Annotated in this window: 22 protein-coding genes, 1 tRNA gene and 1 pseudogene; 8 read left to right on the forward strand and 16 right to left on the reverse strand. The window is 50.4% G+C overall.

Going from position 1 to position 23021, the window contains the following annotated elements:
• Window positions 1–23: 23 nt before the first annotated feature.
• Window positions 24–1082 carry a hypothetical protein gene (locus tag BZG20_RS01740; RefSeq protein WP_077577921.1) on the forward strand — a complete coding sequence of 353 codons (1059 nt, stop codon included), beginning with the start codon at window positions 24–26 and terminating at the stop codon, window positions 1080–1082.
• Here BZG20_RS01740 and BZG20_RS01745 read toward each other — a convergent pair.
• The gene (locus tag BZG20_RS01745) at window positions 1079–1996 is read right to left on the reverse strand and encodes a LysR family transcriptional regulator (protein ID WP_077577922.1); all 918 of its coding nucleotides are present in this window, start codon (window positions 1994–1996) and stop codon (window positions 1079–1081) included. The two genes, BZG20_RS01740 and BZG20_RS01745, sit on opposite strands and share 4 nt — an antisense overlap.
• A 194-nt stretch (window positions 1997–2190) precedes the next feature.
• On the opposite strand from BZG20_RS01745, the gene budA reads away from it, so the two are divergent.
• From budA to BZG20_RS01760, 3 genes are read left to right on the forward strand one after another with little or no spacing between them, the layout of a single operon-like run.
• Window positions 2191–2967 carry an acetolactate decarboxylase gene (gene budA, locus BZG20_RS01750; protein ID WP_077577923.1) on the forward strand — a complete coding sequence of 259 codons (777 nt, stop codon included), beginning with the start codon at window positions 2191–2193 and terminating at the stop codon, window positions 2965–2967.
• A 41-nt stretch (window positions 2968–3008) separates the two neighbouring features.
• Window positions 3009–4691 (forward strand): acetolactate synthase AlsS, encoded by a 1683-nt coding sequence (gene alsS, locus BZG20_RS01755; protein ID WP_077577924.1) that lies wholly within the window; start codon window positions 3009–3011, stop codon window positions 4689–4691.
• A gap of 25 nt (window positions 4692–4716) precedes the next feature.
• The gene (locus tag BZG20_RS01760; RefSeq protein WP_077577925.1) at window positions 4717–5475 is read left to right on the forward strand and encodes an SDR family NAD(P)-dependent oxidoreductase; all 759 of its coding nucleotides are present in this window, start codon (window positions 4717–4719) and stop codon (window positions 5473–5475) included.
• Window positions 5476–5564: 89 nt separating this feature from the next.
• Here the strand turns inward: BZG20_RS01760 and yqfB are convergent, their stop codons facing one another.
• From yqfB to katG, 3 genes are all read right to left on the reverse strand, one after another.
• Complete coding sequence (yqfB, locus tag BZG20_RS01765; protein ID WP_077577926.1) at window positions 5565–5879, reverse strand: N(4)-acetylcytidine aminohydrolase; 315 nt, start codon at window positions 5877–5879, stop codon at window positions 5565–5567.
• 92 nt (window positions 5880–5971) lie between these two features.
• Window positions 5972–7339: an anaerobic C4-dicarboxylate transporter DcuC gene (gene dcuC / locus BZG20_RS01770; protein ID WP_077480766.1), complete on the reverse strand. Its 1368-nt coding sequence runs from the start codon at window positions 7337–7339 to the stop codon at window positions 5972–5974.
• Window positions 7340–7520: 181 nt separating this feature from the next.
• On the reverse strand, window positions 7521–9698 hold the full coding sequence (katG, locus tag BZG20_RS01775) for a catalase/peroxidase HPI (RefSeq protein WP_077577927.1): 2178 nt from the start codon (window positions 9696–9698) through the stop codon (window positions 7521–7523).
• A gap of 486 nt (window positions 9699–10184) precedes the next feature.
• On the opposite strand from katG, the gene BZG20_RS01780 reads away from it, so the two are divergent.
• Window positions 10185–11102: a hypothetical protein gene (locus tag BZG20_RS01780; protein ID WP_077577928.1), complete on the forward strand. Its 918-nt coding sequence runs from the start codon at window positions 10185–10187 to the stop codon at window positions 11100–11102.
• Between the two features lie 83 nt (window positions 11103–11185).
• On the opposite strand, the gene BZG20_RS01785 is transcribed toward BZG20_RS01780, so the two are convergent.
• The 5 genes from BZG20_RS01785 to BZG20_RS01805 are packed head-to-tail and all read right to left on the reverse strand — an operon-like array spanning window position 11186 to window position 15356.
• Window positions 11186–11584, reverse strand: coding sequence for a VOC family protein (locus BZG20_RS01785; RefSeq protein ID WP_077577929.1), 399 nt, complete (start codon window positions 11582–11584; stop codon window positions 11186–11188).
• Window positions 11581–12072: a GNAT family N-acetyltransferase gene (locus BZG20_RS01790; protein ID WP_074212882.1), complete on the reverse strand. Its 492-nt coding sequence runs from the start codon at window positions 12070–12072 to the stop codon at window positions 11581–11583. The genes BZG20_RS01785 and BZG20_RS01790 overlap by 4 nt, the downstream gene beginning before the upstream one ends.
• Before the next feature lie 28 nt (window positions 12073–12100).
• Window positions 12101–13429 (reverse strand): anaerobic C4-dicarboxylate transporter, encoded by a 1329-nt coding sequence (locus tag BZG20_RS01795; protein WP_046073405.1) that lies wholly within the window; start codon window positions 13427–13429, stop codon window positions 12101–12103.
• 46 nt (window positions 13430–13475) lie between these two features.
• Complete coding sequence (locus tag BZG20_RS01800; RefSeq protein ID WP_077577930.1) at window positions 13476–14351, reverse strand: U32 family peptidase; 876 nt, start codon at window positions 14349–14351, stop codon at window positions 13476–13478.
• Window positions 14352–14360: 9 nt separating this feature from the next.
• The gene (locus tag BZG20_RS01805; RefSeq protein ID WP_077577931.1) at window positions 14361–15356 is read right to left on the reverse strand and encodes a peptidase U32 family protein; all 996 of its coding nucleotides are present in this window, start codon (window positions 15354–15356) and stop codon (window positions 14361–14363) included.
• Between the two features lie 219 nt (window positions 15357–15575).
• On the opposite strand from BZG20_RS01805, the gene BZG20_RS01810 reads away from it, so the two are divergent.
• Window positions 15576–16082, forward strand: a complete 507-nt coding sequence (locus BZG20_RS01810) for an SCP2 sterol-binding domain-containing protein (RefSeq protein ID WP_052707996.1) — start codon at window positions 15576–15578, stop codon at window positions 16080–16082.
• Window positions 16083–16094: 12 nt separating this feature from the next.
• On the opposite strand, the gene BZG20_RS01815 is transcribed toward BZG20_RS01810, so the two are convergent.
• Window positions 16095–17003, reverse strand: a complete 909-nt coding sequence (locus BZG20_RS01815; RefSeq protein ID WP_077577933.1) for a LysR family transcriptional regulator — start codon at window positions 17001–17003, stop codon at window positions 16095–16097.
• Window positions 17004–17110: 107 nt separating this feature from the next.
• On the opposite strand from BZG20_RS01815, the gene BZG20_RS01820 reads away from it, so the two are divergent.
• On the forward strand, window positions 17111–17749 hold the full coding sequence (locus BZG20_RS01820) for an NAD(P)-dependent oxidoreductase (RefSeq protein WP_077577934.1): 639 nt from the start codon (window positions 17111–17113) through the stop codon (window positions 17747–17749).
• A gap of 104 nt (window positions 17750–17853) precedes the next feature.
• Here the strand turns inward: BZG20_RS01820 and BZG20_RS01825 are convergent, their stop codons facing one another.
• Both BZG20_RS01825 and BZG20_RS01830 read right to left on the reverse strand, forming a co-directional pair.
• Window positions 17854–18300: a GNAT family N-acetyltransferase gene (locus tag BZG20_RS01825; protein WP_077577935.1), complete on the reverse strand. Its 447-nt coding sequence runs from the start codon at window positions 18298–18300 to the stop codon at window positions 17854–17856.
• 324 nt (window positions 18301–18624) lie between these two features.
• A pseudogene (locus BZG20_RS01830) lies at window positions 18625–19257 on the reverse strand (cation transporter); the annotation flags it as partial.
• Window positions 19258–19527: 270 nt separating this feature from the next.
• On the opposite strand from BZG20_RS01830, the gene BZG20_RS15975 reads away from it, so the two are divergent.
• On the forward strand, window positions 19528–19674 hold the full coding sequence (locus tag BZG20_RS15975; protein WP_156146649.1) for a hypothetical protein: 147 nt from the start codon (window positions 19528–19530) through the stop codon (window positions 19672–19674).
• Window positions 19675–19694: 20 nt separating this feature from the next.
• Here BZG20_RS15975 and BZG20_RS01835 read toward each other — a convergent pair whose 3' ends face one another.
• The 4 genes from BZG20_RS01835 to BZG20_RS01850 form a co-directional block, all read right to left on the reverse strand.
• Complete coding sequence (locus BZG20_RS01835; protein ID WP_077577937.1) at window positions 19695–20621, reverse strand: putative sulfate exporter family transporter; 927 nt, start codon at window positions 20619–20621, stop codon at window positions 19695–19697.
• Window positions 20622–20758: 137 nt separating this feature from the next.
• Window positions 20759–21637 (reverse strand): LysR family transcriptional regulator, encoded by an 879-nt coding sequence (locus BZG20_RS01840; RefSeq protein ID WP_077577938.1) that lies wholly within the window; start codon window positions 21635–21637, stop codon window positions 20759–20761.
• A 209-nt stretch (window positions 21638–21846) separates the two neighbouring features.
• Window positions 21847–21933, reverse strand: a tRNA-Leu gene (locus BZG20_RS01845).
• Between the two features lie 164 nt (window positions 21934–22097).
• A complete protein-coding gene (locus BZG20_RS01850) occupies window positions 22098–23018 on the reverse strand; it encodes a GAF domain-containing protein (protein WP_077577939.1) in 921 nt (306 codons plus the stop codon).
• Window positions 23019–23021 lie beyond the last annotated feature (3 nt).

Below are 23021 nucleotides of genomic sequence, written 5' to 3' on the forward strand. Positions count from 1 at the left end.
TAACACATTAATTAGGGATTACTATGACTAGACTGCTGCTCGCAGTAACCTTGGTCGTATCAATGGGAACGACAGCGTATTTATGGCTAGATGCACCAGACACGCTGACACATCAAACGACGACCGAACGTGGCCACACACCTTCGCCCCCGAGTATGCGTGAAGCCGCCTCCTCCCTTTCTGATACCACGCGCCACAAAGCACAAGCTCAACCTGCCGAGCCCGATGTGATGAAAACCTCGATGGCGCCGACACTGAGCTACATTGCCGCCGATTATGCAGAGCAAATCCAGCATCCCGACTACTCGATCCCCATTCCATCAAAACAAAGCCCGTATTTACACTGGAATCAACATATCTCGACCCCAATGCCAATTCTCGATGGCTCAGTGAAAGCGGCATTAAAGCTCAACCAATACCGTTACTTTTATCCAGAAAATATCCAAGCCTCACTGGTCACCCCTGCCTCTTTTAATCACGCGACTTTGTCGGTCATTGATGTCGAGGCTAATCGGGAATTGACCCACCTCGATGTCACAGATACACAGTGGAACATTGAGCCCGAAGCCGATTGGCCTGTCGAGCTTCGCCTTAAAGCAGCCCTCAGTTTTGATGGGGGCGACGATGTGCTCACCGCCGACTTTCGTCTTTATCAGCCCATTGCGGAAGTGAAAGGGGTGAAGCCAGTTTTCGGCCGCGGGCCGGATATGGTTATCCCGCTCGTTTTGGATATCGACAAAGGCGGTATTTATCGGGTACGTGCTAATCTATTTACTGCTGACGATCAACCCGTTGCGGTATTAACCAATAAGACACGCCTCAGTGAGGGCGAGCAAACGCTAGAGCTACGCGCTTTTCGAGCCTCGATGCGTGGCTATGGCGATGAATGGCAACTGAAAGACGTGGTGATTGAGCGTATGTCGGGCTATCCCGGTGAGCGGGCACAATTTGGCATCAGCCCACAGGATCATTATTCACTCGGTGTTTTTGACACCGGACAGTTATCCGACGAGCCCTATCAAATGAGTGAGCAAGAGCGAATGCAGTTGGAATTTCTGCAACGTGCAGCTCAGCAATCTTAGTCGCCCATGAAGGCCTCTGACGCTAACCGTTCACTTTGTTCACGTGCGGTATGAATACACCGACGCACACCCTGAGCGGTATTGGTGCGCTGCCACGCGAGTACGACGTGGCTGACTAACGGCATATCTTCAACCGCGACGACAGCGACATGATCGCTCAGCTGTGTGGTCAATGATTCAGGTACCAAGGCAATACCAAACCCCGCTGACACCATTGCCGTTGCTGAATGTAATTGCGGTGCCAACGAGGCATTCGAGGGCGCCAGTCCTGCTCCTTTTAATGCGTCCACCAAAGCATCATGTAACCCTGGGCCAATATCACGTGGAAACAGAATAATCGGATCATCGCCCAATTGTGACAACGTCACGCTTTGCTGCTTGGCAAAGGCATGATTAGCGGGCACCACTAGCTTAAACGGGTCAGGAAACAGCGGCGTGTGCGCCACGTGTTCACTGGCATAACATGGTAAGCGTAGAAAGGCGAGATCGACATCCTGCTGACGCAAGGTTTCCACCAAAGAAGGCATGGGCAGCTCTATTGGTTGAAAATCAATCTCTGGATGGGCTTGCTGTAATCGCCGAACCAGTTCTAACACGGCTTGGCTCACCACCGTGGAGCTGGCAAACCCAAGCCGTAGTTGATTCCGCTCTCCTCGCGCCACTTGTTTGACCCGCTGCACGGCGTGATCCAACTGCGCCAAGATTTTCACCGCATCATCATAAAGCACCTGACCGGCCGGCGTTAGCGCCACCCCACGCGACAAACGCTCAAACAAAGGCACGCCCACCTCTTGCTCTAGCTTTTTAATTTGTTGACTCAGTGGTGGTTGCGCAATGCCCAATTTTTCGGCTGCGCGGGTGAAGTGTCGGCACTCTGCCACCGTTACAAAATACCGTAAATACCTTAGCTCCATGACTCTACCTCTGAGAAGTCTCTGATATTCAGTATCTTACCACGTTTTTTATGTGCCATATCTTTTCGATATCAAAGCCAACCTTTTTTGTATTGGATGCTATTCACGTCAGCTCGCATCATAACTATAGGTTTCACGCAACGAACCGTTTGATTATCAGAACGGTCGTTAAATACGGTTAACGAGGACGCTTTATGAGCACCCAAACCTGCCACTGTGCCGAGCACATTGCGGCCGCCTACGTTGAGCATCACCAACACACGGGTGAAGGCGAAATCTATCAAACCTCCCTGATGAGTGCCTTGATTGATGGCATCTACGAGGGCGACACCACCATGGCCGATCTCCTCAAACATGGCGACTTCGGCCTCGGCACATTCAACCAACTCGACGGTGAGCTCATCGCCTTTGATAAAACCATATTCCAGCTGCGCGGTGATGGCTCGGCGCGTCATGCCGACCCGGACCAAAAGACCCCCTTTGCGGTCATGACCTTCTTCAAGCCAGAGATCAGCCAGACTTTTGATCACCCCATGTCGCGCCAAGAGCTGCATGATGTCATCGATAGCTTGGTGCCAAGCGACAATATTTTTTGTGCGGTTCGTATCGATGGTGCCTTTGAGCATGTTCGCACTCGCACTGTGCCCAAACAAACGCCGCCGTACAAACCCATGCTTGAGGCCATCGCTGCACAACCTGAGTTTCGCTTTGACCATGTCAATGGCGTGATTGCTGGCTTCCGCAGCCCACAATACACCCAAGGGATCAATGTCGCTGGCTATCACGAGCACTTTATCACTGACACACGCCAAGGCGGTGGCCATGTCCAAGACTACGAATTGGCTTGTGGTACCTTGCAAATTGGGCGGGTCTCTAAACTGGTGATTGATCTTCCGACCAATGCCAGCTTCCTCGACGCGAACTTAACCTCGGACAACATACACACCGCTATCGAACAAGCAGAAAAATAATATCACCTCCCATTGGGAGACAACCTCACGAGGAGCCCAACATGACTACAAAAACACAGTGGGACAATGGCGCACAACTGATCGCAAATCACCTAGAACAACAAGGTGTAGAATACATTTTTGGTATTCCTGGCGCCAAAATCGACCGTCTCTTTGACGCCGTTGAAGACACCAACATCAAGATGATCCCCATTCGTCACGAGGCGAATGGCGCCTTTATGGCAGGCGTCGTCGGCCGTCTAACCGGTAAGGCGGGTGTGACTATGGTGACCTCTGGCCCAGGCTGTGCCAACTTGGTCACCGGTCTGGCAACCGCAACCTCAGAAGGCGATCCCTTGGTCGCATTAGGGGGCGCGGTAAAACGGGCCGATCAACAAAAACAAACCCACCAAAGCCTTGATACAGTGAGCGTATTCCGCTCCGTCACCAAATACAGCGCCGAGGTTCAAGCCAGCACTGCTGCGTCTGAGATCCTTGCCAATGCCTTCCGCTCAGCAGAAAGCGGCCGCCCCGGCGCTGCCTTTGTCAGTCTGCCCATGGACATTCTCAACGAACCCGTTGAAAGTGATATCCTCGCACCGACCTTCCCCGCCCAGCCCGGCATGGCAGATACGCGAGCCATCAGCGAGGCAGCCAATAAAATCAAAGCAGCGAAAAATCCTGTGTTTCTCCTAGGCTTACAAGCCAGCCGCCCCGAGAATGCCGCCGCTATTCGTACTCTGCTCAATCGTACCCAATTACCCGTTCTCGGCACCTATCAGGCGGCAGGTACTGTTGATATCAGCTACTACCAGCGCTTTGCGGGTCGGGTGGGTTTGTTCAACAACCAGCCCGGTGATCTATTGCTCGCAAATGCAGACCTTATCATCACCATTGGCTTTAGCCCGATTGAATACGATCCTGAGCTTTGGAATACCCAACACACAGACATCGTGCATATTGATGTCGAGCCTGCGGAAATCGAGCATTACTATCGCCCCAGCGTTGAGCTCGTTGGCCAAATTGAGCCAACCCTGAAAGCACTCACCGAGCAGCTCGATCATCACTGGCTGATGCCATCTACCACCGTCGATGTGCTCGAAGAAGTCGCCCACCAACGTCAAGCGATTCGTGCTTATAGCCATTCACACCAAGAGTTTGCTTTGCATCCGTTACACCTAATCAAAGTGATGCAGGATGTGATCACCCCAGACACAACCTTGTGCTTGGACATGGGTAGTTTCCACATTTGGATTGCTCGTTACCTCAACTGCTTCCGTTCCCGTCAATTGTTGGTCTCGAACGGCCAACAAACCATGGGCGTCGCCCTTCCTTGGGGAATTGGTGCTAGCTTGCTCAATCCCGATCGCAAAGTGGTGTCCGTTTCCGGTGACGGTGGGTTTATGCAATCAAGCATGGAGCTTGAAACTGCTGTGCGCCTCAAATGCAACTTGCTACACATTATTTGGGTGGACAACGCCTACAACATGGTAGAGATGCAAGAGGTCAAAAAATATCAGCGCTTTTCCGGTGTGAAATTCGGCCCGATTGACTTTAAAGCCTACGCCGAGGCGTTTGGTGCCAAAGGTTTTGCGGTCACACGCCAAGAAGATCTTGCCAGTCAATTGAAGCAAGCCATGGACACCGAAGGACCCGCCGTGATCGCGATCCCCGTCGATTACAGTGACAACTACAAGCTAATGGCCCCGCGTGAGGCCGGCAGTATGGATCCGGTATTTGCTTGATCAATCAGATAAAAAGGAGAACACAATGAAAGGTATTAACCAAAAAGTCGCATTGATTACTGGCGCAGCCAACGGCATTGGCGCAGCCATTACCGACCGCCTCTATCAAGAAGGTGCCAAAGTGGCCATTGCAGACTGGAACCAAGCGGCATTAAATGACACTGCAGCAAAATACGATGCTGATCGCGTCTTGAAGCTCTCTGTCGATGTGTCAGATCCAAAAGCGGTAGAAGCCATGATTCAAGAAGTGGTATCCCACTTTGGGCAGCTAGATATGCTGATCAATAACGCAGGGGTGCATACGCCTGGTTCGGTCATTGACGGCACTCTGGCTGACTGGGAGAAAGTATCAGGAGTAGATATTGATGGTGTGGTTTTTTGCGCCAAATACGCCATGCCTGAGTTAATTAAAACCAAAGGTTCAATGGTAAACACGGCATCAGTATCAGGCCTAGGCGGTGATTGGGGCGCGGCTTTTTACTGTGCCGCCAAAGGCGCCGTTGTGAACTTGACACGTGCCATGGCACTCGATCACGGCCTTCAAGGCGTGCGCATTAATGCCGTCTGTCCTAGCTTGGTCAAGACCAACATGACCAATGGCTGGCCCGAATCGGTGCGGGAAAAGTTCAATGAACGTATCGCACTAGGTCGTCCGGCAGAGCCTGAAGAAGTCGCGTCTGCGGTCGCATTTCTTGTCAGTGACGATGCATCATTTATTTCCGGTGTTAACCTCCCCGTTGATGGCGGCGCCACCGCCTCGGATGGTCAACCCAAAATCGTCTGAGAAATCACCAAGCGTCGCGATGCGTCCGTGTTACCGGGCGCTTTTTTCATGGCGCACTGTCAGTCCATGCGCTGCGAGCGCGCGAGCTGTTAAGCCAGATGAAAATCAATCACAAACAACGGAGGACGTTCTGGGTAGATTTGCAAAATCAGCGCCTTCAACTCAGTTAGCGACATCCCTTCTTGTTCCGCATGGCGGGCATCAATGTCCTCGAACGCTAACGGCACAACGCTGTCGATTACAATGTCACACACATAATGATCGGTTTCTAGCTGATGCACCGCGACACGCGAACCAGGTTGATAGTGACTTTCGGACTCATCGCGAATAGTGATGGTTTTAACACCGGCGGCCACCATGGGCGTTAAGGTGGAGAAAAAGGTGATTTTGGTCGGGGCAGTCATGTTGTTTTCTTCCAAACCGTGTTGGCCTATAGTGCGATACGATTAAAAAAGCCCGCGCGCACTTGCACGCGGGCTTTCCATGCCTTGTGACGTTACGCCATCATCGGCACCAATACAAGCGTTCCAATAATCACGGTGATTAATCCGCAGAGAACTGGCACCGAGGTGCGTTTAACCACCTCAAACGGGCTGAGTTTTGCCATCCCAGATGTCGCTACGATCACTCCCGATACAGGCGAAACCGTGCGACCTAAATTAGACGCTTGCAACATGGGGATAATCAAAAACGCTGGGTTAAGCCCCATCTTCGCGGCTAACGAGGGCGCGAGTTCAACAAACGCATAGAAAGGCGCATTGCCCGACCCGGTCGCAATCGCAGCCGCTACAGTGAGCAGGGTTAGCAACAACATCAGCGCGATACCGCCTGCACCCGCACTTTCCGCCAAGCCCAATAAGTTGTCTATCGCACCAATTGACATCAAGCCTTGGGCAAATACGCCGGCAGCCACCAACAGCATCACCACGCCTTTAAAGGCATCCGCCATGCCTTCGTAGCAGGCGTCGAGATCTTCTAGCGTTCTTCTACCATCAAATTTCTTGGTAGCAAAGTCCACCAATGCCCCCAAGAAGATCGACAAGACCACGATGGTATAAATATCAAGATACAGCCCCTCGATGGTTTTCCCATTGAACAGGAACACTCCGATAATGGGTAAAAACGGCAACACTGCGTAATAAGCAGGCGCGTGGGTTTCTATCTCAGAGACATCCACACGTTCCATCGGCGTGTTTTCTTTTTTATCCAGATATTTATTCCAAAAGTACGCCGCTGCTGCCATCACGATGATCGCACAAATAGAGACCGGCAATACGGTTTCAACCGCAAACACATGGAGAGGCAACCCGGATTTTTCCGCCGCAATCACCACATCGCCCGACGTAGGTGACAAAATAATGGCAGCGGGAGAGGCACACACCGCGGTGGCGGCAGGACGAGAAATGCCCATCGCGGTCATCATCGGGAACAAGGTGGCCATCAGAAGGACACCCAACCCAGTTGCAGAGCTGACTGCCAGCGACATTAAACATGCCACGATATAAGCCGCTACGAGCAGCACATAGGGTGACTTGATCACCGATAGCGGCTTAGAGAACTGTTTCACCACCACATTGTTGGCACCAATGTGCGACATATAGGCCGCAAAGCCACACAACAACATAATTTGCATCCCGAGGCCGCCACCTCGGTATTGCAGCATGTATTTCACGTATTCAAGCGAGTCGGTAAACAGATTGCCCGTCGACGTTAATTTAGCTGGCAGCACACTGTGTCCGATTAACCCGGTGATAATCAGTAATAAAATCCCTGCGGTTAGCAAGGTACTTGCAGCACGATAGCCTTTGACAATGAAGTAGCCCACAGCCACTGTTACAACGAGCCCAATGAGCAGTTCTAGCATAATTCACTCCGCCAGATGATAAAGATAAAAGAATGGGATGGAATTTACTCAGCTCACTGTACTAAACCCCTGCCTGTAGCACGACAACAACCAAACCCGAGCTTGATTTAAGACAAATAAAAAGCCGCCTATCAATAAAAGGCGGCTTGGCGATCACAGTTTGTCTTAGTTAAGTCATCGGCTAATGGTGGAGATCAAAACGGTCAGCGTTCATCACTTTCACCCACGCCGCCACAAAATCGTGTACAAACTTGGCTTGGTTATCATCTTGCGCGTAAAACTCGGCATAAGCGCGCAAAATTGAATTAGAGCCAAACACTAAGTCGACGCGACTTGCCGTCCACTTCACCGCACCAGAGTCGCGCGCAATGATTTCATAGCGGTTGCGGCCGACGGGTTTCCATTGATACGCCATGTCTGTCAGATTGACAAAAAAGTCATGACTTAGCTGCCCCACTCGGTCAGTCAGCACACCTTCCGGCGCACCACCATAATTGGTACCCAGTACGCGCATACCTCCCAGTAGCACCGTCATTTCAGGGGCCGTGAGTCCCATCAATTGGGCACGGTCGAGCAGTAACTCTTCAGGCTGAACGGTGTAGTCTTTTTTCAGCCAGTTACGGAACCCATCTGCAACCGGTTCTAACACCTCAAACGAAGCCACATCGGTTTGTTCAAGCGTGGCATCACCACGTCCGGGTGCAAAGGGAACGTCGACGGGGAAGCCAGCCGCCTTTGCTGCTTCTTCGATGCCTTGGTTGCCTGCCAGCACGATGGTGTCGGCCAAACTAATCTGGTGCTTCTGGGCTATATTGCTCAGCACGTTAACCACCTTCGCTAGACGCTCCGGCTCGTTCCCTTGCCAATCTTTTTGCGGCGCTAGGCGGATCCGCGCGCCGTTCGCCCCACCCCGTTTATCAGATTGCCGATAAGTACGCGCACTGTCCCATGCGGTCGTCACTTTCTCTGCCAGTGTCAGGCCACTGTTGGCAATATCCGCTTTTACCGCCGCGACGTCATAATCGGTGCGTCCTGCCGGTACAGGGTCTTGCCAAATCAAGTCTTCACTTGGCACATCTGGGCCGATGTAACGCGATTTAGGCCCCATGTCGCGGTGCGTGAGTTTAAACCAAGCTTTAGCAAAGGCATCCGCTAACTGCTCGGGATGTTGATAAAAACGCTCCGCAATGCTGCGATAGGTTGGGTCCATCTTGAGTGCCATGTCGGCATCCGTCATGATGGGATTACGACGAATGGAAGGGTCTTCCACATCGACAGGTTTATCTTCTTCTTTGATGTCGATGGGCTCCCACTGCCACGCACCTGCTGGGCTTTTCTTCAATTCCCACTCGTAGTTAAACAACAGATAAAAGTAGCCGTTATCCCATTGCGTGGGATGGGTGGTCCACGCCCCTTCAATGCCACTGGTGACCGTATCGCGACCAATGCCACGCGCTTGATGGTTGTTCCACCCTAAGCCTTGCTCTTCAATCGCTGCGCCTTCCGGCTCGGGGCCGAGCTGTTCCGCATCGCCATTGCCGTGACACTTACCGACTGTATGGCCACCTGCGGTGAGTGCGACCGTTTCTTCATCGTTCATCGCCATGCGCTCGAAGGTGACACGCATATCTTGCGCGGTTTTAAGCGGATCCGGATGGCCATCTACCCCTTCTGGGTTGACATAAATCAGCCCCATCATCACCGCTGCCAATGGGTTTTCCAGATCGCGTTCACCAGAGTAGCGGCTATTCTCAGCATCACTTGGCGCCAGCCATTCTTTCTCTGCGCCCCAGTAGGTATCTTTCTCAGGGTGCCAAATATCCTCGCGGCCAAATGCAAACCCATAGGGTTTTAAGCCCATCGATTCATACGCCATCGTCCCCGCCAGCAAGATCAAATCTGCCCAGCTTATTTTGTTTCCATATTTTTTCTTGATAGGCCACAACAGGCGGCGGGCCTTATCGAGGTTGGCATTATCCGGCCATGAATTTAAAGGCGCAAAACGCTGGTTACCGGTAGCACCGCCACCGCGGCCGTCGGCAATGCGATAGCTCCCCGCGGAGTGCCATGCCATGCGGATCATCAAGCCGCCATAATGTCCCCAATCGGCGGGCCACCAAGACTGACTCTCGGTCAGTAACGCTTTCACATCCTTTTTTAATGCATCGATATCGAGAGCTTTAAGCGCGGCGTGATAATCGAAGTCATCATCAAAAGGAGAGGTTTTACTGTCGTGTTGATGAAGAATGTCGAGGTTTAGCGCGTTTGGCCACCAGGTTTTGTGTGCCATCGCTTCCGATGTTGCGCCACCATGCATCACGGGGCATTGACCGACCGACGTTGAGCCTTGTTGAGACATTGCTTTCTCCTTGCTCTTATTGTTCGACAAGCTTTCTTCACAGCGAATCAGCTTGCGCATTGCGTTAATAGGCAATCAGGCGAAGTGTCTGATTGTCCCGACTAATACAACGTTAATAGGCATTAGACATCCGCGCTAATCTGTTTTGCCAATTACTGTGATTGCTGCCACCACAGTTACCAGTCAGCATACGCTTAATGCCACACCGTTAATGCATTGATAAATATACACGACATTTCCTAACGCCTTGTGTTGTCATCAAAACACAATAGCAGCATGACTTCGTCAAATCGACGTCAAGAAAAAGGCATTATATTTCAATCTATAACGACAGAGTCCCATTCCCCATAGAAGATTATCTTCGTCGACTGATGGAAAATAAAACAAAGCAGACTAGCCTAATTTTGCAGGCAGGATTTTGTTGTTGCCCTAGCGATTGAAGATCATTCAATCACGATTCACATCGTCGCAATTAGGAACACAATTATGAACGCTTCAGATGCACAAAACCTGACATCCCAATTTGATACTTGGCTGAATAACCACCAAAATTTGGTTTCTAACCAACAGCAACTGCAGCACAGCGCGCTCTTTGCGGTACCGCGCGATGGCGACAGCACAGTATCAGGTCAAAATACCATCGGTGCCGGTAAAAATGCGCAAACAGAATCGGCGCAAGGTAAGAAATTGGATGATGCCATTAGCGCTGGCAATCACAGTGAGATTGTTCGCTTGCTTACCGAGTCTACCGGTAACGCGGTATCGAGCATTTTAGGCTTAGCTCAAAGCCGCACCGGCTGGAATCCGCTAGACCCAGATAATGACAAGAATGCCGAAGGGTTTCAGGAGTTTGTGAGCTCCATTCTTAAAGTGCCCTTTTTTAATGTCACCCAATCAGAGCGCACCACGGTGCATTACGAAGAAGAGAACTACAACTCTCTGATTGATAAAGTCGTTGGCCTCTACGACGGGATCACTGAGCAAGATATTCCGCTGATTAAAAACAGTATTGTGAACCTTGCCAAGGCGTGTACTAGCCGAGTGAATACCCAAAACACTAAAACCTTGTTTGTCCAAAACACCATGAACGCGACTGGGACGGACATTGTCGTCGGTATTCAGCAAACCTTTATGATGATGGAGCGCAGTCACAGCTCAGGTAAAGGTGCGCCTAAAGATCAGTACAAAACTGAGATCACTGTGAATGTGATGGAACTGACCTTTAAAGGTGGACTGTGGAATGAAAGTGCCGCGGAGAAGCTCGCCGATAAATTTGTGAAAAGCTGGGATGACTGGCTGGATGGCACCACAACACCCGCTTCACCGAGTGCGGACCAAATTCAGTTCTGCTTTGGTCCGGCACATCGCGCACGTCAAAAACAAGAAGCGGACGCGATTAAGTAATCATCCTCTGCTCCCTTTATTTAACGGGGGAGTATTGGCCCATCTGTAGACAACACGGCAAGTCGATTGTTGGCTTGCCGTTTTTAATACGCCCACTTACGGTTTTGTAGTACCACACGGTAACCGTCCAGATCTTCAAAGGTACGCCCGTCTTTATCCCAGTAGCTATTGTAGCTCGACACAGGTTTAAACCCAGCGGCTTCAATTTGTTGACACGCAGTCTGCCATGCAGCGTGATCCGGCAAGTAAAAGACCAACAGGTTTTCCTGTGACGGTGCTGGACCGACATGGGTGCCGCGATGATGGGTAAATTCAAGGTGATAGTTATGATGTGGGTGACCAATAATGGCACCATCAAAATCATTATGGCCAGAAAACGTCGCCAATAGCTCAAACCCCAGCCCATCACAATACATGTTGGTAATGTCGGCCAAATTGTCGGTGGGTCGTGCCACCCGCATCACGGTGTCTTTATCAATCATTGTGCTGGCGCCTCCGGCTCGCAATTCAATGTTTGCATCATGGTGATAGAGTCTGGGGTAAACCCCAGCGCATGGTAAAACGCCTGCGCATCCTGATTAAACGTCATCACTTCTAGTTTAATCACAGTGGCATGATTGTCTTTCGCCCATTGGGTACAGGCCGCCATTAACGCTTTACCTGCACCGGTTCCTCGCGCATCACGGTCAACCACAATGGTATTCACATGACACATGGGATCGTCGACCAGATGAGGAATGTGTTCAAACGACTCCAGCCTTGCCGACAAAAAGCCAATCACTTTGTTTTGATGCTCTGCCACCCAAAAGTACTTATCCGCTTCTTGCAGCGCTTGCTGCAAAAACGCCCGACCGCTTGGGCCAGGCGTTGCAAACAGATGCGGCGCATGTTGATGGTGCATGTCACCAATTTGTACATTCAGGGCGAAGATGGCATCCAAGTCCTCAACCGAGGCACGTCTCACTTGCATCCTTGTGTCCTTTAAATCCTTTTGTGTATTAGGCGATAAAAATCTGCCCTAATACATAACCGAGCGCACAAGCGCTCACCACGCCAATTAAGCCGACCGCCATAAATGAATGGTTGAAATACCATTTACCAATTTTGGTGGTGCCGGATGCATCGAAGTTCACGGTCGCAATATCTGAAGGATAGTTGGGAATAAAGAAGTACCCATACACGGCCGGCATAATACCGATAAGCAGCGCAGGATCGAGCCCTAACCCAAGACCCACCGGCAACATCATCCGTGCGGTCGCGGCTTGCGAATTAACAACCACTGACACGATAAACAAGGCAAGTGCAAAAGACCACGGATATTGAGTGACCATCTCCACAATTCCCGACTTAAATTGCGGCATCGCGTATTGGAAGTAAGTGTCTGACATCCAAGCAATCCCGAAGATAGCAATGGCCGCCACCATCCCAGATTTAAACACCACGCCATTCGGCACATTACGCGGATCTGTTTTGGTCGCCAGTAAGATGATCCCGCCAAAGCAGAGCATCATCATTTGAATAACCACCGACATGCTGATGGCCTTACTCTCCCCTGCCACTGTGCGGATCTCTGGCCACATCGCGATAATCACAATGGTGACGATGGCACCAATAAACAGCAGTACCGCATTGCGGGCCGAACGAGGTAACACCTCATCAAGTGACGTCGCGGTGGTATTTTCGATTCGCTCACGCCATTCGGGGTCTTGTAAGCGCGCTTGGTAATCCGGATCGTCATCCAGCTCTTTGCCACGGCGCAAGCTGTACAGAGACATCAGCAAGGTACCAAACAAGGTGGCGGGGATAGTCACCAACAAAATCGAGACTAACGTAATGTCATGTTGAATATCGGCAAGCTGGGCAAGGTAATAGACCACGGCTGCAGAGATCGGCGAGGCTGTAATCGCGATTTGAGAGGCAACCGACGCCGCCGCCATTGGGCGTTCCGGACGAATACCATTTTTCAGCGCGACATCACCGATAATCGGCATAATGGAATACACCGCGTGACCGGTCCCAAGCATAAAGGTCATGGCATAGGTGACAAACGGCGCAATCAAGGTGACGCGTTTTGGATTTTTACGCAATAATCGCTCGGCCACTTGCAGCATATACTTAAGGCCACCTGCCGCTTCCAAAATAGAGGCACAGGTGACGACCGCAAGAATAATCAGCATCACGGTCACAGGCGGTGACGTTGGCGGCATCTGGAAGATAAACACTTCAATGACCAAGCCAATCCCTGAGACCACGCCCAGCCCAATGCCCCCGTATCGGGAGCCGATATACAGCATTAGCAGTAAGAACAAGAACTCTAAATACAACATACCCTCACCTCTCTACCCGACTACGCAGGCTGTTTTTGTTATGCGTTTAGCCTAGAACTTGTGTCATGCCTGCCAAGTGGTGCCAATAGCCGTTGCAATCGTTGTTGAGCGGTTGCGGGTTATTACCTACTTGGTTAGCACGGAATTTGTCTACCCAGTGCAAGGTGTCAAGCGACAGTGGGCTTAACCGCACCACATCCACCAGCCCTTGCATCGACGGTAAATCGTTAATGAGATTTGTGCACTGCCCGGACTGGGTTTGAATGCCGTTCAGCACAAATACGGCCTGACCCTCTTGTGATTCCGTTAACCGCCCATTGGGATAGTTGATACAGCACAGTTCGCAGTCATCTTTGGCGCGGTTTTCTGAGCGCGCGGTAAAACAGCGTGCTGAATAAGCCAGTGGTAAGTAACCATAGCCAGTCACCTCCACCTCAAACCGGTCGCGAATGCCCAGTTCATCGCAGCCGTTTAACATATTCACCAGCCAGTCGCGCGAAAGTTCTACCGGCATCACCCAGCGCGTCATGCCAAGGTCAACAAATTGCTTCAGTGTTTGTGGGTTATAGCAATTGATGGCGGACCCAACCACAAAGGGCTGCCGACGCTCACTTAAAAACTGCACCGCGCTCACGTCATTCGCTTCAATGCGAATATCATCATTGTCGCAATAGCGTTTCAGCATGGTCAGCTCTGAGGGCGCTTCAATCAGCGCCATGGTCGAGAGCACCACTTGTTTACCAGACTCGGCCAGCTCACGCGCGAGCCCGATCCAGTCTTTGGTTTTCAGCTCTCGCCGCTTGGCACAGACAGTTTCACCGAGATAAATCACATCGGCTTGGCTGTCAGCCGCTGCTTGATAAAAGGCTTCAACCTCAGCCTTAGGCCAGTAATACAGGATCGGCCCGAGAGAAAATTGCATCATAATTCCTTATTGCCACTTGCGATGGTAAGCGCCCAAACTGGTTTGCACCCCTTCAGAAAGACTATCGAGCGAGTGCGCCCAATCCGGCGCAATATCAAACGCCTCGGGGTTTGCGATACAGCGATCAATCGCTTGACGCCATACCCGTGCAACTTGCTCCACATACGCTGGGCTGCGCTGACGACCTTCGATTTTGACCGATTTGATCCCGGCGCGATAAAGCTCAGGCAGGACACTTAAGGTGTTCAAACTGGTGGGTTCTTCCAGTGCGTGATAGCGGTTACCGTCGACACAAAAACGGCCTTTGCAAAGGGTGGGATACCCCGCTTTTTCATCGGCTTGGTACCGATCAATCAAGACCCCGTTTAAGCGCGACTCCAGCCCTTGCTCAGTATCTTGCCAACGCACGAATGCCGCCGGTGAGCAAGCGCCCACGGTATTGGGCGATTGGCCGGTAAGGTAAGACGATAAATAGCAGCGCCCTTCGGCCATAATGCACAAGCTGCCAAAGGCAAATACCTCTAAGTCGACATCGGTATCGCGTGCTAGTTGTTTAACCTGATGAATAGACAGCACCCGCGGCAATACCACTCGCTTAACGCCATATTGCTGCTGATAAAAGCGGATCGCCCCAGCGTTAGTGGCGGATGCTTGAACAGAAAGGTGTATATCCAAATCGGGATAGGTGTTGGCGGCGTAATCTAAACAGGCCATATCGGCAAGGATCAGCGCATCGGCACCATTACCAGCGGCGCTATCAATCGCATATTGCCAGCGGCGCCAACCATCAGGATGAGCAAAGGTATTAATGGCAACGTGCAAGTCTTTGCCGTGGTCATGTACATACTGACTGGCACGCTGCAATTTGCTGTCGGTAAAGTTCAGCCCCGCAAAATGGCGCGCATTGGTGTCATCTTTTAAGCCGACATACACCGCATCGGCGCCATGTTCGATCGCTTTTTTAACCGCCGGAATATTGCCCGCCGGACAAAGGAGCTCCATAACATTGCATTCCATTTTATGATTGTCCGGCTAAGATAAGGGCGTTGCCAATGTGGGGGGTTGATGTGTATCAAGCTCACTTCTCCATGATGACAAAAATCGCGATAAATGACGCTGTTGGCACAAAAAATCCTCTCATTTTTGACTCGGATCCAATGGCGTAGCATTCAACCTCGCTACTCTAGTGGCATTCAACCATTGGCACCAAAGGAAAGCCAAATGCTCGTTAACCCAATCACCCAACAACCCCTTAGTCTTCCAATGCCCCAACCAAACCTGATTACACCGGGGCTAAAAGCGATCACTCAATTACCACAAGGACTGCAAGCTCAGGTTCTAACGAAGGTCATGAATGCCGCTTTTGCGGTGCCGCTGGCAGAGGACGAGTTCGATTTTCTTGCTGGCCGCACTATTCGCATTGGTTTGCGCGATCTCAACGCCAATTGGTTCGTATCACTGAACGAAGACAACCAATTATTGGTACGTTTATCGGGGGAAGAAGACGCCAGTATCGAGGGAGATTGGTTAGCGTTTTTAAAAATGGCGACCCACTATTGCGATCCGGATACGCTGTTTTTCCAGCGCCAACTCAGTATCAGTGGTGATACCGAGCTCGGGCTGCATGTGAAAAACTTACTTGATAGCCTCGAAATCGATACCCTACCCAAACCACTGGCACGCTCACTGACGTTAAGCCATCACTACCTCACTAAACTCGCGTTGTAGTTGTCACGCTTTTCAAGTATCTGACCCATCAATGGGAGCTTGGATATCATGCTGCCAGCAGCTTGCCAAGTGATCGATAAAGTGGCGCACGACAGGCTGTTGATAACTACGCGATAAATAGACCGCCCACAGTGCGCTGGGCGGTAAGCGATAATCGGTCAGCAAGGGTATCAATTCCCCTTGCTTCACATAGGGATTGGCTAAATCACATGGCACACGGATAATCCCTTTTCCCATTCGCGCCGCATTGACCAAGGTGCCTAAGTCGTTGGCGTGAATCGGCCCACTCACTCTTACCTCTTCTCGGCGATTGTCTTTAATAAACTGCCAATGATCACCGCTGACATGAATTAAGCACGGGTGATCACTGAGATCGCTCGGGTGATTAGGCTGCGACGCGCTGGCTATATATGCCGGTGATGCACACACTATAGAATCGATGGCCATGAGTTTGCGGGCAATTAAATGTTCATCCGGCTGAGGTGTGAAGCGCAGCGCAATATCGACCCGCTCATCCACTAAGGGCGTAAATTGGTCGGAGGCAATCACTTCAATGATGACCTCTGGATGCGCATCGGTAAATTGCGTTACTGGCGCAACAAGGATCCCTTGCGCTAACCCGATTGGCGCAGCAACTCGAATACGACCGGTTAAGGCGCCCTGTAATCGTCCAGTCGTCAACGTTAACGCCGCCGCTTCGTCCAAAATACGCTGGCAGTGACCATAGGCTTGCTCACCGGCATACGTTAAGCTGACTTTACGCGTTGTCCGATGCAACAGACGCTGCGCAAGCCATTGCTCGACTTCTTGCACATGCCTTGAAACCTGCAAACGCGTTAGCCCGAGTTGTTCGGCCGCCCGCGTAAAGCTTTTGGAATTGGCCACCTCTACAAAACTACGTATTGCCGTTAGCCTATCCATATTGTCTCTATAATTGATACAAACTGTATCTATTATGATTATTTATCCAATAAATGAAAGCTAATAAGCTACATCCATCCAAGCAATTACAGCATGAGGAAGACAATATGAAAATCGCAATTATTGGTGCAACAGGTTGGATCGGTAGCCAAATCGTCGAAGAAGCGCGTCATCGTGGGCATGAGGTTATTGCTCTTGTCCGTCACCCAGAAAAAGTGACCCGCGACGATGTCGAAGTACGTCAATTCGACTTGCTGGATAATCATCACTCTGTACAACAGGCCGTTGCTGACGCTGATGCAGTCATTGCCGCCGTGGGCGGGCGCGCTGCAGGCAACCATGAGATGGTGGCAACCAGCGCTAAGCGCTTAATTGACGAATTACCCGCCGCTAATGTCAAACGTTTACTTTGGGTCGGCGGTGCTGGTTCGCTAGAAGTTGCACCGGGTGTCGAGCTGGTCAGCCTGCCCGACTTCCCTGACGCTTATAAAGCAGAAGCGCTCGCTCAAGGCGACGCTTTGAAGGTATTCCGTGAGCACGCCCATACCCTAGATTGGACGTTCGTCAGCCCTGCTGCGGAGATTTTCCCGGGCGAAAAAATAGGCCGCTATCGCGTTGGTGCGGATACCTTGCTTACCGATGACCATGGTGACAGCAAAATCAGCGTTGCTGACTATGCTATCGCGATGATCGACGAACTGGAAAGTGGCGCCCACCGTCGCCAACGTATCGGTGTGGCTTACTAATCCAAGCTCATTGCCCAGCGTGCTCACCCGCCAACCAAGGTTGCGTGAGTGAGACCGTCTGGGCATTAAAATCGTACGCCATTCGCTACGCCTTTCGTCACCCGTTAATCGGTCACGTCCAGAAAATAATACTGGCTAACGTCGCAAATAAAACCAAAAGATTCAAAAAGATGATGAGCGGCATGGTTGCTTTGATGGGCTTGTAGCAATAAGCAAGCGGCTTGGCGGGCACGAGCCTCCATGAGAGCGTGCGAGATTAATGCCCGTGCGATACCTTGTCGCCGTGAATCCGGCTGCACGCACAAATCGTTAATAATTAAGCCACGGCGCGCCCTCGCCAGTGAATACAAAGGCGTTAGGTGGACAAATCCCACCAAGGAGGACTGGTGAGATGCGGTCAGTATACACGTGTCTTGCTCATGCAACCGTTGCTCAGTAAACGCCCTTGTTTGACTGAGCGGCGGACGAATCGCAAGCCAGCGCTGGTATTGGTCAAATAACACGGTGAGGGTATCTAGATCATTTAACTCCGCTTTTGCTATATGCAACATTCTTTCTCTACCGCAGCGCTATGGTTACTTTTCAGTGTAAGCGCCATCACGACGTTCTGCTGCCAACACCTCAACAGACGAGCATAGAGAACAAAATGTATACCGTCACACTACGTTGAAATCGTTCACAGTATCTAGGTTGATATGAATACCAACATAAAAAGTTATAGTGCATAAAGTGCGATAAATAAGGCGGCTAAACGCCGCCTCAGTATATGCCGACCCCTGCAAGGATATAGGAGAATCGTTTGGCTAGGTCCGTGTTGCGTCGTGTTCTGATTACGCCATGGAGCGGGTGCGATACCACTTTACCGTGACAGGTGCGAGCTCTTTTAACGCGTTACGCACCATGACAAATGGCACTTTGATAAAGTAGAACGACATCAACACCATCATCACAGGATCTGCATAAACCGCATAATCCGACCAAGGTGAATGCGCCACTAACCAAGCACCTAAAAAGCCCAAGGTGACTGCGAGACTTAATAAGGTGTCCATTTGCCACTGGCGCGATTCCGCCTCCACCAACTGGCTTTGCCCTGTTTGGTTTTTGCGTGCAATCATCCACCATCCGTAACCACAACCCACTACGTTGACAATACCAAACAGCACCGCCAATGAAGGGTTAACCGCACGCCCACCCTCGACTAAGGACGAGACTGCTTCATACAGAGAATAACTTACCAGCAGCAAAATCACGGCGCCTTTAATGGCGACAACGAGCGGTGTCAGCAACGCACGTGTGATCGGCCTTGCGTAACGCGAGTGGATATACCACGACGCGCCCAGTGACAACAAAGTTAACACTAGACTAATCAACGAGTAGATACCGTCGAACATAATCACTAAAGAGCCAGCAATCCATCCAACGGCAAGGCCGGCGATGGCAAACCCCAATGCGAGAAGGGCCGAAAACACTAATACTGACTTTTCATTGATCACGTTTTGAGAAGACATAAAACACCAAAAGTAGAAAACACGCACATATTCTTGGTGCGACTGCGCCGCTTTACAAACACGAACTTGCTGACATTTTCACCTCCCTGCTAAGGGAAAAATGAAAGTCGTTTTATTTCAATAGTTTATGCATAAAAATAACTGTCAATATTTCTGACAGTGAGTGTTCTAAACAAATTTTAGTTATGAGATAGCGCTAAATCGCATTTTGCTTGCATATAACTTTTACGCATACTAAATCTAAATTTAGATTCTTTATGGACTAAAAAGATGAGAAAAGGCGTGTTAATCGCGGCAATTAGCTTGCAGCTTTTCCTCGCGATGACCAGCACAGGATGGTGGCAGTTTGGTGCGGCACTCAGTGCGTTTCTGTTGGTCGCGGTATTACGTTTGCCTCAGGACACGCCGCATGAGTGAACCTGAGGCAACGACGGAGACTAGGCAGCTAGCAGCAGCCAAGCAAGCGATGTAAAGGAGATAACCACCCACAGTGCGACACCAAACAGTAAGGGTTTGGGGCCTGCCGTGCGTAGCTGGGTGACAGAAATACTGCAGCCGATTAAGAATAAACACACCACTAATACTTGCTTTGAGATGGCGAAAATCATCTCATAGATGGGTTGCGCTTGGACAAAAACATCACTGATACCAATCGCTAGACAATAAAAAACGATAAAGTAAGGAATCGTGATTTTTTTAGCGTGGCTGCGAAACATGAGTGCGCTAACAAACGCCACAGGCACAATCCATAATGCGCGCGCAAGTTTGAGGGTGGTCGCAGTGGTTAGTGCTTGCTCACCATAAGCGGACGCCGCACCCACCACTGATGATGTATCATGAATCGCGATCGCCGCCCAGGTTCCAAACGTGTGCTGATCTAAGCCCAGTGCATGTCCTACCATGGGAAACACAAACAGCGCCAATGAATTCAACACAAACACCGTGCCTAACGCGAAACCAATTTGTTTATCATCCGCGTTGATAGCGGGCGAGACAGCTGCGATTGCACTGCCGCCACAAATGGCAGTGCCTGAGGCAATCAGGTGACCAGTCTTTTTATCCAGCCCCATAAGTTTGCCCAGTAATGTGCCAAAAATCAGCGTGCCTGCAATGGTGGCAATAATCAGCCCTATCCCATCGCCTGTCACGGCGAGCGCCTCTTGCAGCGGGATACCAAACCCCAGACCCACAATCGAATAAGCCAGTAACTTTTTGGTGATTTTCGTGAGCGGAATTGCACTTGGCACCCAGCCTAGGGAGGTCAGCAAAAAACCCAATACCAATGCAATCGGCGAGCTCACCCAAGGGGTTAAACAGGCTAATACAGCCAATGAAAAAGGAAGATAACGCGTGTATGCGGTCATAATGATGCTCGGTGAAATTCAGTGACGGCATTGTAGCGCTCAGTGATTGTTCAGAAAATCTTAAACTTTTTAACCTAGGTTAAGTTTTACTTAACATGTATTGCAAGGCATTGAAAAACAATCATCGAGGCGCACAGTTAGAAATCAAACAAGTAATTGGTAATGCTATCACTCAGCCATTGGATCCCTGGATGCTCGGCCATCCCTGAGGCGGTGAATAGGCAGTAGTCTTCTTGGGTTAAGCCATAGGTGTGTTTGATCACCGCTAAGCGCTGTTCTCGTAAGTATTGCCGGATCAGCGGCTCAGGCAACACGCCCCACGCTTCTTCTTGTAAGATGGTATTGAGCATATATTCAAAGCTCGAAAAGCCAATATAACGGCGTGAGAAAGGCTGCAGCTCGGGATTGTCTTTTTCATTGAGATAGACCATTACCGCTTGCATGGCATTACGCAGTTGATCATCACTGACCCGACGCAGTCGACTCAACGGGTGCTCGCTGTTGCACACCGACATCATGCGAATTTTACCCAACGGCTGATAGTTGATGCGCGGATCGTCAATGCGCTCGTAATCCACTCCAAACGCAAAGTCGACTTGTTGGGTTTCAACCAAATTGGCCAAATCACCGCTCGAGGCCAAGACTAGGTTGAAGGACGTCGCCGTAAAGCGCTTATTGAGCTGATGCGCCCAGTCCTGCCAAAGCTGATCGGGGATCGCATCATCACGCGCGATCCATACTTCGGCATTAAAACCCGCGTTCGCTTGATCGCACGTACGACGAATGCGGGCCGCGGTGACCGATATACTCTCGAAATCTTTGTACACAGCTTTGCCGATTTCCGACAGTGTCAGACGGTTACCGGTACGAACGAACAATTCGGCGTTGAGTGATTGTTCTAGCGCTTTAATCGCCATGCTCAACCGTGAACGATTCACATCCAGCTGACGTGCAGCTTCAGACACCGAGCCAGTCTCTGCGACTGCACAAAACGCATCAATTTGGGTTAGATTCATGCCGCCCTCCTCACGCTATCCTACCGGAGCGCGGCAAAGACACAAAGCGCTATTACCGCTTGTCAGCACCCTTGGACTATCGGCGATCATGCATTATTATTAGCGACTTATTGCATATCAGAAGACGCTAAGCTCTCTGTGCTTGAGGCTAGACAGAATAAGAATCGTTTATTTGTGATAGAAGATAGATAGGGATAATGAGAGTGCTATGGTGCCCCGGGCCGGACTTGAACCGGCACAGCGCGAACGCCGAGGGATTTTAAATCCCTTGTGTCTACCAATTCCACCACCAGGGCAACGCAGTTATGCGTGATAGCACCATAGTCCGCAGACTGCGCCGCGAACGTGGGTGTACTTTAATGAAATTTAACCCGAGGTCAATAGCCCTTTTATTCTTTTTGATTCAGATGATTGAAAAGCGAGCAGGCATACTAGGTAGTAGCTGGCTTTCACGTTATGTTTATTGCCTGACACTTTTGATGGCAGCAATCACAGTTGCATCCAAGTTATCACCATAGTCGTGTTTTTTGAAGCCAATGGCGACAGGGATCTGAGCCTCACTCAATTCTTTCGCAAGACGTTCAACCATCACCGCCATTTGCTCTTCGGTTTTATTGGCACAGAGCATGGTGTAGATATCTTCCCCTAATCGAGCGATATAGCCATCGTCATGTAAAACACCATTGAGAATGGACACAAACAGAGTGGTCATTGCGGTATCTTTCAAATGCGTTGACTGGTTGCTCTGAGAAACATCAATAGCCACCACATACACGGGCGTACCCACCGAACGGATATTGCTTTCTTCTTTTTCTAAATATAAAGACCAACCTAATCGATTAAGAAAACCGGTTTCATGATCTTTTAATTGTGAGGGTAAAAAACTCATTTGTTTTCGCGACAAGTCGATGTTTTGCAGCTCAAGCTGTAATAGCGTTGAAAGTAATTTAGAGACAAGCTCGATGGTTTCCAACCCGTCAGGCGGAATGCGATCGACCGGTTCGGTGTCTATCGCGCACAAGGTGCCAAATAAGTTACCATCCGAATAGCAAACAGGGATCCCAATATACGACTTAATATTCTCCGCTTGATAGATTGGCGCGTTCACATACGCGGGGACACTGTCAACGTCAGGCGCCCAGCGCGGTCCTTCACCCTGCACCATACGACTGCACATTGAATCGCTCCACGTGAGTGTGGTCAATTCATCAATACCGTATTTGCTCCCTTCTACCTGTAAGATGACCCATTGATCTTCATGCTTACGGGTCATCATCCACGTACCGTAGCCAAACTTTTTATTCAAATACTTGAGTGTATCGCGACTCGCTTTTTCAAAGTGCTCAAAAGGAATTTGGTCTTGCGTGTTGATATGTATCACATC

This window comes from Salinivibrio sp. IB868, assembly GCF_001995655.1.
Classification (GTDB): Bacteria; Pseudomonadota; Gammaproteobacteria; order Enterobacterales; family Vibrionaceae; genus Salinivibrio; species Salinivibrio siamensis.